The following is a 12,011-nucleotide window of genomic DNA, read 5'->3' as shown; positions in this document are numbered from 1 at the left end:
AATGCTTGATAAAGCTTGTTAAACAGTAAAATTCCAATGGAATTGTCTGAGTTAAGATGCAAGAACTCAAACTGGTGACCAAGTTTCCGCCGGGAAATAACTCCTATCAGGGTGCGAAACTTAAATTGAACCATCTAACCAAATTTAAATTTAGTCATCCAAAATTTATTACATTACAATGTAATGGCTTCCTTCTTTTCAAGGATGGGCTGATTTTTTACAAAGCAACTGAATATTAAGCTTAGAACTATTTTAGTTGCTTAAATAATAGATTTGATTAAGGCTACTGATTAAAATCTTATTATTCTTATTATTGAAGATAAATTAAGCAATATATGAACTTCATTTTTAGTAAAAGCCTGGAATAAAGGTGCATGTGGTCTATACAATTGATGTATAGTTATTGGATTTTTCTACTATTATCTAGAATAATGAACGTCTTTAAACATGCTTTTGCACGTCTAAGGGCGTTCATTTTTGCTTAACATTTTACCATGCATTGATTATTTTCCTCGTGGTTTGCAAAGATAATTAAATTGTTTATAATCAAGAAAGGAAGTTTGATACTTCATACTTCATACTTCATGGACAATGTTTGGGCCAAAACATAATTTAGACCGTCAGCAAAGGTTGACAAAATTTTTTGTCAGCCTTTTATATTGGCACTTTGTCTATCAGTGGGGGAATCAGAAAATCATGTATATTATTGTCATTTTGATGTGGGTTGGATTTGTCTGTATTCATAGCCTCTTAATTGATTTGCGATTTTCTGATTGGGCGAGTCGATTGTTGGGAAGATACTCTGCGTATTACCGGATTTTTTATAATCTGCTTTCTATACTCCTATTTATGATGTTACAAAAATACACCAAATCCTTAGACAAAAGATTCGTCATAAAATTTGTGCCCCCATTGACGATTTTACAATTTGGTTTGATTATCCTCTCATGTCTGATAATTTTATGGGCCTTTCTAAGTTATGATCCCTTGGAGTTTATTGGGATTCGTCAGATAAAGGAGATAGGGGAGAAAAGCACTCTCCCTAAGGCCATTACTGAGAAGGGACTATTGGGCATAGTTCGTCATCCGATGTATCTAGCCACGATCGTACTCATGTGGAGTCTGAATTCGACAAAGATAGACATTATAGTTCATACAATTCTAACCATTTATATACTAATTGGTATTAAGTTAGAGGAAAAGAAACTAGTTAAACAATTTGGCTTATCGTATATGATCTATCAGAACAAAGTTCCGGCTTTGATTCCATTTACCAAACGAGTAGAATAGTCTTCAGCTTTAGCTGAACGAGTTCACTGGTTGGAAGAGTATGTCTGAAAAACGCTAAGGAGGGACTTCTTTTGAAGGGAAAGCTGATTGTTATTGAAGCTGGCGATGGTTCAGGTAAAGCAACGCAAACAAAATTGTTATTTGAGCGGCTTAAAGCGGAAAATTATACCATCAAAAAAGTAGAATTTCCTAATTATCAGAGCGATTCCTCAGCCCTGATTAAGATGTATTTGAAAGGGGAGTTCGGCAGGAATCCTAACGATGTGAACCCTTATGCTGCTTCTGCTTTTTATACAGTTGATAGGTATGCATCCTATAAGAAAGAATGGGAAGAGTTCTACTTAGGAGGCGGCATTATATTGGCTGATCGCTATACCACCTCGAATATGGTTCATCAGGCTTCTAAACTATTGGATAAGGGGGAGAGAAAAGTTTATCTTGCTTGGCTAGAAGATCTGGAGTTCCAGAAGTTCAAACTGCCTGTTCCGGATTGTGTGATTTTCCTCGACATGCACCCTCGCTTTAGTCAAACATTGATAAATCATCGTCAAAATAAATTTGGTGATAAGAATAAAGATATCCACGAGAGTAATTATGAGTATTTGGTACATTCATATAATACTGCCTGTGAAATAGGTGCTGATTACGAATGGAAGAGGATTGATTGTGTTGCGAACGATCAATTGAGAAGTATTGAAGAAATTCATAACGATATATACATAACTGTCAAACAGTTGCTAGGTTAGAAAAAACAAAGCCACAACTCTCAGGTTGTGGCTTTAAATACATTATGGTGCGCCCGGCGGGATTTGAACCTGCGACCTCCGGCTTCGGAAACCGTCACTCTATCCACTGAGCTACGAGCGCATACGAGGAAACTTCTTTAGTTTACCCAATTAGTCCTGATTTGTCAAGATTGGATGCTAAGGATTTGGTCTGGAAGTTGTCTCCTCAAGGAGTCTGCTGTATAATGCTACCAGGAAAATAACTGATTTGATTCAAGAAATGAGGAATTTCATTGCACTGGAAACAGATAAAAGAAATCTTTTCTTGGCAATTATTGAAGCACCTCTTGGGAATAATTCTCGGTGCCACAATAGTGAGTGCAAGTATTAATACTTTGATCATTCCTAACCGCATAGCGGATGGTGGGGTTACTGGTATTGCGATTATTTTGCATTATTTGTTTAAATGGCCTGTGAGCTGGATTGTATTGGTCTTAAATATACCTCTTTTTATCGTAGGGCTTAAATTAGTCGGACGCAGATTCTTACTTTTAAGTGTGTTGGGTGTTGCTGTTTTGTCATTGACTCTCTCTATGACGACTCAATTACCCCCTTTAACTCATGATACGCTGTTGGCCGCGATCTCTGGCGGAGTCGTTTCCGGAATCGGCATGGGGATTATTTTTCGCTCGCGTGGTTCTCTGGGTGGGACAGATATTTTGGCTGTTTTATTTGCGAGAACGACGCCTTTCAGTGTTGGTCAGATTTTACTGGGAATTGATGCGGTAATTTTTTTGATGACGGCTATTTTATTTAAACCAGAAATGGCCATGTATGCCATGATATATATGTTCATTGCGACCCGGGTAGTTGACTTAGTTCAGGAAGGTCTCAGCCATTCTAAGTCAGTAATGGTGGTAACCTCTTGCCCCCAAGAGATTGCCAATGAAATTATGTCCAAACTGGAACGCGGCGTCACACTATTTCAAGCGACAGGTGCTTTTTCGGGAGACTCTAAGCAGGTTGTCTATTGTGTTATTAATCGTACAGAGTTGTCCCAATTAAAAGAGATCGTTCGCGAACAAGATCCGGTGGCTTTTGTAGCTATTTCTGAGGTTCCTGAAGTCGTAGGTGAAGGTTTTTCATCATGGAAGGGACATTAAGAATCTACCATCGATAGGGGAGAGATCATTTTTGTCAAACCATAAACGGCAGCTATGGCGTCGCTGCCGCAGGAGTAGAGTAATCGTTGTTATTATTGTTTTAACCATACTGGTTATCCCTCCTCTATGGAAAATTGGACGCATGAAACAAGCTATAGATAATTATGATGTCTTAGGATTAAGATCGGAATTGAATAGTCCTGGAGTCTTTGGAAGGTTTCTTTTCTCGTTAGGTTTTGTCCAAGATGCTAAGTTGTGGCTGGCCCTTAACCTAAATAATCAAGATATAATTGCTCAATTATCAAAATATAATGACGACAAACATCTTTTTTGGCTTTTTTTATACGATTTACAGCAGGGTAATAACGTTGAGGCCGAGAATATCATGACTAGAATCGTTAACCCCACTCAAAAAAACCTGGCTCAAAGTCTTTGGGAATTAGCAAAGGGAAATTTCGAGGGCACCCAGATCTTATTAAGCGAAAGGACAAGGGATTGGTCGGCTATCCCTCGACAAGAGCAGGTTTTAAGGCATTTAGCCTTAGCCCAAGCGGCCCTTAATAGGAATGATTTTGTGACAGCTCATGGCGAACTTACAATGGCTCGGAACTTACAGCCTTTCAATCCGGCAGTTCAATCCACAGAGTTTAATTTAGCGCTGCAGGAGGAACAATGGTCAAGAGCCTTTGAAGCTGGAAAATTAATTCAGAATCAAACTTGGAGAGCCGAAACAACATTATTTGAGACTGAAATGGCTTTGCTAGCCCTAAGGATGAATCATCAAGAGGGCTTTGCTAAAAGTCTTTATGCTTTAAAAAGACTCCCTCATGGAGAGGCCGTCGTTAATTACCTTAAGGGAATCCAGGCTTTAGGACAAGGAAGGACCCAGGAAGGACATAACTTTTTGAAAATCGCCCTCCAAGGAGATCTGGATGGCAGTGTTAAAGCAGACGCTCTTCAAGCTCTTGAACAAGCAACTAAACGGCAAGAGGTTGACCCGCTCTTAAAATCTTTAACCAGGGAATCACAATGATACTTATTTTGGAGATGGTTCATTATCTAATTTACTTTCAGGAGGCCAAGTTCCACTTGCTTCCGACAATAGTTTTCCTACAGGCATAAGGGTGTAACCTTTATGCTTTAATTGTTCTATGACTGTGGGCAGGGCTTGAATGGTATCAGGCGCAGAGTCTGAAGCATGGAATAAAATAATGTCGCCCGCTTTAGCTCCTCCCCCTGAGCGTATACCATTGAGAACGTTATTAATTACTGCTGATGGTCCGGGTCGTTTCCAGTCGAGAGAATCAACGCTCCATTGAATCACTCGGTAGCCGAGTTTATGGGCGGCAGCAATTACTTTATTATCATAAGCTCCATTCGGAGCGCGAATAAGCCGCACTTTTTGATCGGAGATTCGTTCTAGAACTTCTTGAGCGGAGGATATCTCCCGTTCAATTTCGCCGGATCCTAAGGTGTTAAGATCAATATGGCGGTTTCCGTGGGACCCAATTTCGTGGCCGTCCGCGACCATACGCCGGACTAAGGCCTGATGCTTTTCAGCCCAAGGACTTGATAGAAAAAATGTAGCGTGAACTCCTTCCTGTTTCAAAATATCAAGAATTGGTTCTGGGGTTTTTTCTCCCCAACTGATATCAAAGGTTAGGCCTATAGACGGGGTATTGACTGTTGCCGAATAAATGGGTTTCAGTTTTCCGGAAAAAACTGAGGTCACATTCTCTCGGTAAGTGATCAAAACGAGCAATAAGATCCCCCAAAGAGCAAGGTTACGCCAGGATGGTTTTTTAAAAATGATAAATCTCATTTTGGCATTCCTCCTTTGGGATAAAGATATTCGTTTAAACAGCAGATCATGAGGTGAAAAACAAAAAACGCCCTATAAGGGCGTCGATTTATTATGAGTTGATTTTCTTAAAAATGTTTAAATATTTTTCGGCCAAACACCTGTTCAATTAAATCAACTTTGAATAATAACTTAAGTAATAAGTGAAGAACCAAAAAAGAGGCTGCTACAATCACTATAAAGCGTATTAGGAAAAAAGTGATGGCGAATAGCCAGGTGAAAACTTTACCCAATACTACAGCTGAAACATAAAGACCTAGAATGAGTATAACTAGTTTGATTGCTGTCATCCAAATATTAGAAGATTGAGATGGGCGATAAGTATTCAAGGTCTAAACCCCCCCTTCTAGAAAAAGATTATCATATTTCGACTTTTATGTCTAGGTTGCATGCTTGTTCTCTCTAATGTTCCTTGGGTCCCTTAAATCTTCTGATTTTACAATACCCAATAAATTTAATTGTGCATATTATGAAACATACATGGAGGGGATAATATGTACGAAGTGGAATTAACAGTCTGGAGGAACTTAATGGAGGATGGTACTCAGTGCCTAGGAGAGGAACAATATGCTAAAGCAGAAAACTATTATTCCCAAGCGCTCATCCTGGCGGATCAATTGTCAGTTCCTGAGATTGTTGCCTTTACATTGCGACTCTTAGCGACGGCAAGAGTTCGTTTGGGTTTTTATGAACTAGCCGAAGAAGGGTTTCAATCTGCACTCCGTATTTGCCAAGAACTACAAAATGCCAAGGGTATCTCTGAAGCTTGGGCCGGCTTAGCCAGCGTTGCTGTTAAAAGGGGAAAGTTTCAGGCTGCTTGTCAAGACTATGAAAAGGCTATAGCAATTTATCCAAAGACTTCGCCTCCTTTGAGACTCGGGATGCTGTACGCCGACCTTGGTCAAGTTTACGCCACACTTGCCGATTGGCACAAAGCGAAGAAGGCTTATGAACAGGCTCAGGAAATTTGTCGTGCTAATGGTTTTCTTAAAGGTGAGGGCGAATTGGATATTTTGATTGGAGAATTATGTTTCCGTCAAAAGAAACGGGAGGAGGCAACACAAAACCTAAAGCATGCTTGTTGGGTCTTTATCCAAATTCTCGACGTGGTTGCTTTAACGAACGCCCTTCAATACTTAGCGTTATTATATTTCGAACAAAATGAAATGCGCTCTGCTTTTGAATGCCAACAAAGAGCTGTTGCTCTTTGCTTAAAATTTGACACGAAACAGATTTTTAGTGAAAGCTGTTTTTTCTTAAGTAAAATTGAACAATCCATAAATTTGCTGGAGGAGGCAAAATACTATCTGGATCTTTCTATCCGCCATTATCCGGAGCAAGACTTCGAAATGGCCCTTCGCTATCAAAACTTGGCCAATCTGCTCCATTTAACTATGGATTATTCAAGGGCAGAACAATACTATCTGAAATCCTTAAGCCTCTTTGAAACCTTGGGAGAACAATCACATATAGGAGAGGTTTGTGAAGCGCTGACACTTCTTAAAGAAACTCAGGAACAAGGAGAAGACCTCGGAGGTAAACCAGATGATCCTGATGCTAAGACAACAATGCAAGGAGGGTTCCCCTTAGATGCAATGATTCGATTAGCGGAGTTTTATGAAGAGAGGCGCAATTACAGGGAAGCTTTAGAATGTTATTGGAAGGCCTTAGAAATGGGGCGGAATGCTGAAATTGCCACAGGCTGGATAGAAATAAGGGTTCAAAAAATATCAAAGAAAATTCGTCGCAGACGAACTATTTAATCTTTCCAAAATTTCGCAAAAGAGCTTTATAATTTAAGCCAGTTCAGATAAAATAGAGATAAGCACTTTCTGGTATAGCGATATGGATAGGAGGGGAATCTATGCGTGAGGAAGATACAATGCTCCTTGAATGTATTGAAGATGTTTATCATAGCTTTGAAAGGGCATTAAAGAAAGTACAAAAAGTACGGTCTGTCCATGTGCGAAAATTTGAGCTTCTTCTTGAGGAGTTGCTTAGCGAGCGCAGGGCCTTTGAAGATATATCCATACCAGCACGATTGATCATTGAACAACTTTTGGAATTGCAGTTTAAAGTCGGACAAGTCGCTTTAGAAGCAGAATATTTACGACAGCCTTTTTCCAGCGTTGAGTCTGTGAAAATTGAGGAGTTTGGTATAATTCGCCTCAAGCTTGGGGAACTTGAGGTTCGATGGCGCGATGGGAACTATTCTTACTACCTCTACCCTGATAAAGTAGAGTTAAGGGCGAATGATGAAAAATCAGCGATAAAACTGTTTTTCTCTATCCCGTTCAACCAACAATCCCTGGAAAGATTTCCGGAAATCTTGAAATCGCCCAATGTTGTCTATGTACATCCTCAACTAGAAAAATGGATTCGGAAGGTGCAATGATGTCAGCTATAGAGAAAGGATTAATTCAACTATACACGGGAAACGGCAAGGGAAAAACGACTGCCGCTTTTGGGCTGGCAGTCCGAGCCGTGGGACACGGCTTCAATGTATATATTATTCAATTTATGAAAGGAAACGATGACTACGGAGAATTGAAAGGACTAAGCCGTCTATATCCTGAATGTCAACTGGAACACTTTGGCGGAAAGGGGTGGGTATACAAAGATACTCCCGGGGAAGAACATGTGCAAGAAGCCCAAAAAGCATTTAAGCGAGCTCAGGAAGTTGTTTCTTCAGGGGAGTGGGATATCGTTATTCTCGATGAGATCATTAATGCCGTATGGTTTGACCTCTTAGCGGAACAGGACGTTCTCGACGTTTTGAATTCTAAACCGGATCATGTAGAGTTAGTATTGACCGGCCGTAATGCTTCAGAACGTTTAATTGCCAGGGCGGACCTGGTAACTGAAATGGTTCAAAAGAAGCATCCGTTTGACCAAGGAATAATGGCCCGCAAGGGGATTGAATATTAAAGTTGTCCGGGCATTGTAAATAAAGGAAACACTGAGTATACTAGAAAATAAGTGTAGGACAAAGCCGTCCATGCAAAACCGAATAGGGTTAGAGCATGGACGTTTATCGTTTGGAAAACTTGAAAGGAGAGATTCACTATGATCATGACTAATGATGATGTCCTTCGTGAAGCTCAGGAAAAAGGGGTTAAGTTTATTCGCTTACAATTTACGGATATCTTTGGAATTCTTAAAAATGTGGCTATTACCATAGAACAATTGGAGAAAGCGCTAGATGGACAACTGATGTTTGATGGGTCTTCGATTGAAGGGTTTGCACGGATTGAAGAATCTGATATGTATTTACGGCCGGATCCTAATACCTTTGTCGTATTTCCTTGGCGCCCCAAAGAAGGAGCAGTTGCTCGTCTTATCTGCGACGTCTATAATCCAGACGGAACCTCTTTCGGAGGCTGCCCGAGAAGCGCTCTAAAAAAGGCTTTAAAGGAGGCAGCAGATCTTGGTTATACCTTAAATGTGGGTCCGGAGTTGGAGTTTTTTCTTTTCCATACAGATCCGGAAGGGCGGCCGACAACGGTTACTCATGACAAGGCGGGATATTTTGACTTAACACCCGTCGATTTAGGGGAAAATGCTCGGCGGGATATGGTTCTGACCTTAGAACAGATGGGTTATGAAATTGAAGCTTCGCATCATGAAGTTGCCCCCGGACAACATGAAATTGATTTCAAGTATGCGGATGCTTTGGATATTGCTGACAAGATTGCGACCTTTCGCTTTGTAGTTCGTACAATAGCCCAACACCATGGCTTACATGCTACCTTTATGCCCAAACCCATTTTTGGGATCAATGGTTCGGGGATGCACAGTAATCAATCCTTATTCAAAGACGGGAAAAATGCCTTTTATGATACTAATGATCCCCTTGAACTTTCCGAAATTGCCTATCAATATGTTGCCGGACTGATAAAACATGCCCGCTCCTTTACTGCCATAACGAACCCGACGGTTAATTCGTATAAACGACTTGTTCCCGGTTATGAAGCCCCTTGTTATATAGCCTGGTCCGGACGGAACAGAAGTCCTTTGATCCGGATCCCCGCGAAAAGAGGAGCTTCGACCCGCATTGAATTAAGAAGTCCCGACCCTTCCTGCAACCCTTACTTAGCACTCGCTGTTCAATTAAAAGCCGGACTGGACGGAATTAAAAACAAACTTACTCCGCCTCCTGCTGTTGACATGAATATTTTCGCCATGACAAATGAAGAACGTGCCAATCACAATATTGGTTCCTTGCCAGGCAGTTTGAAAGAGGCTTTGGATGAATTGGCTCAAGCGCCAGTTATACAAGAAGCTTTAGGAAGTCATATCTATCATCGTTTTTATGAAGCGAAGATGGAAGAATGGGACAGTTTTCGAGTCACAGTATCTCAATGGGAATTAGATCGTTATTTAGCCTTATATTAAGAAATGATTGCCTAAAAAGATCCGCACTTGATGCGGATTTTTTTTATACAATCCGCAAAGTTACCCTTCAGTTGTACTTTCCTCTATAGTGCAGCTAACCTGCCGTCTTGCCAGAGGCCTTCTTAATCAAAAAACAAAATAATAATGTCATGAAAATGATTTAACGTATGAGCATATACTTTATTAAAAAAATCACAAGATACAATTCAAAATATTCTTAAATATTTATCTAGAATCTCTGTTTTTTACTTGCTAATATTAAGTAAAATAATGTGATTTAAGAAGGAGGACAACGATGTGTTTTCAATAAATAATGATTCGGTATCTCGCTCTTCCTTTCGGGCTCAACGTAAGTTTAAAGTTGGAGATCGAGTTACAACAAGTAATCGCTGCCTAGGGACTGTTGTACGGATCGATCGTGACGAGATCGGGGAGTATGTAGTAGCACGTTTAGACATTCTGCCGGGTGAGTTTGCGTATGATCCGTGGGATTTGGAGAAAATCAATTGAAATTTTATAATTGCCCGATGAATGAGAACACCGCTTTTTGGGTGTTCTTAGTTTTCTTGATAAAAGAAGTTTATAAGTATATGCCTTATCTAGGGCGACAAGGCATATACTTATATATATCCGTCACTGATTGATTGGAGAAGGGAGGGCAAATAATGGAAGTTATTAATTGGTTACGTGAATATCGAGAGATAGAGGCTTCATTGGAATGGAAGGGAACCTTTGCGGATTACTTGCAAATGGTTGTTAAAAATCCAAATTTAGCGATGCATGCGCATGCGCGAATATATGCGATGATCAAAGCCGCAGGTGTGGAAACAAAGGGTGATCTAAAGAAATATCATTTTTTTGACAAAGAACTCTTTGGGTTAGATAAGACATTGGAACGCCTTATTGAGGAATATTTTCATAGTGCTGCCAAACGTTTAGATGTGCGGAAACGGATTTTATTGCTTATGGGCCCTGTAAGTGGTGGCAAGTCAACGATTGTAAGCTTATTGAAACGGGGAATAGAAGAATTCACGAGAACTGAAGAAGGTGCAGTTTATGCCATTGACGGCTGCCCTATGCACGAAGACCCTTTGCATTTGTTGCCCTTATCGTTGAGGCCTCAATTTGAGGAAAAGTATGGCATCCGGATTGAAGGAAATCTCTGTCCCGTTTGTCGTTTGCGTTTGGATGAAGAATTTAAAGGAGAAGTGGAACGTTTTCCTGTCAAGCGGATTCTCTTTTCTGAAGAACAGAGAGTGGGAATCGGCACCTTTACTCCTTCAGACCCCAAGTCGCAAGACATCGCTGACTTAACTGGCAGCATTGATTTTTCTTCGATTACAGAATATGGTTCGGAATCCGATCCTCGAGCCTACCGTTTTGACGGAGAATTGAATAAAGCCAACAGGGGTTTAATGGAATTCCAGGAGATGCTGAAATCGGACGAGAAGTTTCTTTGGAATCTTTTAAGTTTATCGCAAGAAGGGAATTTCAAAGCCGGGAGGTTTGCTTTAATATCAGCTGATGAGCTGGTAGTTGCTCATACTAACGAGAACGAGTATCGAACTTTTGTCGCTAATAAGAAAAATGAGGCCTTACAATCCAGAATCATTGTTATGCAAATTCCCTATAACCTCAGAGTGAGCGACGAAATCAAAATATATGAAAAATTAATCAGCCAGAGCGATATTAAAAATGTCCACATTGCCCCCCATAGTCTCTGGGCCACCTCTGTCTTCGGAGTTCTGTCCCGACTGAAGCTTTCTAAAAAACAGGGAATGGATCTCGTCAAAAAAATGAGAATCTATGATGGTGAAGATGTTGAAGGATTCAATCAAAAGGATATTAAGGAACTCATGTTGGAAGGAGAGGAACAAGGGGAAGGAATGAGCGGCGTTGATCCCCGCTATGTCATTAATCGCATCTCAACGGCCCTGATCCGAGACGAACGTGCCTGTATCAATGCTTTGGACATTCTCAGAGCATTGAAGGACGGGTTATCCCAGCATACGTCAATTATGAAAGAAGAGAGAGAAAATCTCTTGAATTTAATCTCAGTAGCACGACGCGAATATGACGAAATGGCTAAGAAAGAGGTTCAGAAAGCCTTTGTCTTTGCCTATGAGGAATCGGCAAAATCCCTTTTAAACAATTATCTTGATAATGTAGAAGCGTTTTGTAATTCTACGAAATTGTTGGATCCCATGACAGGTGAAGAATTACCTCCTGATGAGCAGTTAATGCGGAGCATTGAAGAGCAAATCGGTGTCACAGAAAATGCCAAGAAGACCTTCCGTGAAGAAATCTTAATTCGAATTTCCATGTACGCTCGTAAAGGAAAATCTTTCAACTATGAGTCTCACGAGCGTTTAAAAGAGGCTATCGAAAAGAAACTTTTTGCTGATCTCAAGGATATTGTAAAAATCACAACCTCAGTTGATCACCCTGATCAGGAACAGCTGAAGAGAATTAATAATGTCATGGATCGCCTTATCAATGAGCATGGATACTGTCCAATTTGTGCTAATCAAATTGTAAAATATGTCGGGGCCCTCCTGAACCGCTAGAAATAAATCA

Annotated in this window: 12 protein-coding genes and 1 tRNA gene; 10 read left to right on the top strand and 3 right to left on the bottom strand. The window is 40.4% G+C overall.

What is annotated here, in order from left to right; translation table 11 throughout:
• Positions 1-696 precede the first annotated feature (696 nt).
• Positions 697-1,290: an NnrU family protein gene (locus tag B5Y67_RS18710; protein ID WP_242976033.1), complete on the top strand. Its 594-nt coding sequence runs from the start codon at positions 697-699 to the stop codon at positions 1,288-1,290.
• A 71-nt stretch (positions 1,291-1,361) separates the two neighbouring features.
• Entirely contained in the window at positions 1,362-2,036 is a 675-nt protein-coding gene (locus tag B5Y67_RS18705; RefSeq protein WP_088227915.1) for a deoxynucleoside kinase, read from the top strand.
• Between the two features lie 45 nt (positions 2,037-2,081).
• Here the strand turns inward: B5Y67_RS18705 and B5Y67_RS18700 are convergent.
• Positions 2,082-2,157 (bottom strand) — tRNA-Arg (locus B5Y67_RS18700).
• A gap of 151 nt (positions 2,158-2,308) precedes the next feature.
• On the opposite strand from B5Y67_RS18700, the gene B5Y67_RS18695 reads away from it, so the two are divergent.
• Both B5Y67_RS18695 and B5Y67_RS18690 read left to right on the top strand, forming a co-directional pair.
• Entirely contained in the window at positions 2,309-3,178 is an 870-nt protein-coding gene (locus B5Y67_RS18695; protein WP_088227914.1) for a YitT family protein, read from the top strand.
• Between the two features lie 31 nt (positions 3,179-3,209).
• Positions 3,210-4,211 (top strand): hypothetical protein, encoded by a 1,002-nt coding sequence (locus tag B5Y67_RS18690; RefSeq protein WP_088227913.1) that lies wholly within the window; start codon positions 3,210-3,212, stop codon positions 4,209-4,211.
• Between the two features lie 3 nt (positions 4,212-4,214).
• On the opposite strand, the gene B5Y67_RS18685 is transcribed toward B5Y67_RS18690, so the two are convergent.
• Together B5Y67_RS18685 and B5Y67_RS18680 are read right to left on the bottom strand one after the other, a co-directional pair.
• Positions 4,215-5,000, bottom strand: coding sequence for a polysaccharide deacetylase family protein (locus tag B5Y67_RS18685; protein WP_088227912.1), 786 nt, complete (start codon positions 4,998-5,000; stop codon positions 4,215-4,217).
• A 107-nt stretch (positions 5,001-5,107) separates the two neighbouring features.
• Positions 5,108-5,368: a hypothetical protein gene (locus tag B5Y67_RS18680; protein ID WP_088227911.1), complete on the bottom strand. Its 261-nt coding sequence runs from the start codon at positions 5,366-5,368 to the stop codon at positions 5,108-5,110.
• A gap of 165 nt (positions 5,369-5,533) precedes the next feature.
• On the opposite strand from B5Y67_RS18680, the gene B5Y67_RS18675 reads away from it, so the two are divergent.
• From B5Y67_RS18675 to B5Y67_RS18650, 6 genes are all read left to right on the top strand, one after another.
• Positions 5,534-6,802 carry a tetratricopeptide repeat protein gene (locus tag B5Y67_RS18675; protein ID WP_088227910.1) on the top strand — a complete coding sequence of 423 codons (1,269 nt, stop codon included), beginning with the start codon at positions 5,534-5,536 and terminating at the stop codon, positions 6,800-6,802.
• Positions 6,803-6,903: 101 nt separating this feature from the next.
• Positions 6,904-7,434, top strand: coding sequence for a hypothetical protein (locus B5Y67_RS18670; protein WP_088227909.1), 531 nt, complete (start codon positions 6,904-6,906; stop codon positions 7,432-7,434).
• The gene (gene cobO / locus B5Y67_RS18665; protein ID WP_088227908.1) at positions 7,434-7,967 is read left to right on the top strand and encodes a cob(I)yrinic acid a,c-diamide adenosyltransferase; all 534 of its coding nucleotides are present in this window, start codon (positions 7,434-7,436) and stop codon (positions 7,965-7,967) included. Before B5Y67_RS18670 ends, cobO begins: the two co-directional genes overlap by 1 nt.
• 138 nt (positions 7,968-8,105) lie before the next feature.
• Positions 8,106-9,434: a type I glutamate--ammonia ligase gene (gene glnA / locus B5Y67_RS18660; RefSeq protein ID WP_088227907.1), complete on the top strand. Its 1,329-nt coding sequence runs from the start codon at positions 8,106-8,108 to the stop codon at positions 9,432-9,434.
• A gap of 306 nt (positions 9,435-9,740) precedes the next feature.
• Entirely contained in the window at positions 9,741-9,944 is a 204-nt protein-coding gene (locus B5Y67_RS18655; protein WP_242976040.1) for a hypothetical protein, read from the top strand.
• A gap of 155 nt (positions 9,945-10,099) precedes the next feature.
• On the top strand, positions 10,100-12,001 hold the full coding sequence (locus tag B5Y67_RS18650; protein ID WP_088227905.1) for a PrkA family serine protein kinase: 1,902 nt from the start codon (positions 10,100-10,102) through the stop codon (positions 11,999-12,001).
• The last annotated feature ends 10 nt before the right edge of the window (positions 12,002-12,011 follow it).

The sequence above is a fragment of the Desulfosporosinus sp. FKB genome, from assembly GCF_002196705.1.
Taxonomy (GTDB): domain Bacteria; phylum Bacillota; class Desulfitobacteriia; order Desulfitobacteriales; family Desulfitobacteriaceae; genus Desulfosporosinus.
This window is presented reverse-complemented; position numbering and strand designations above follow the sequence as displayed.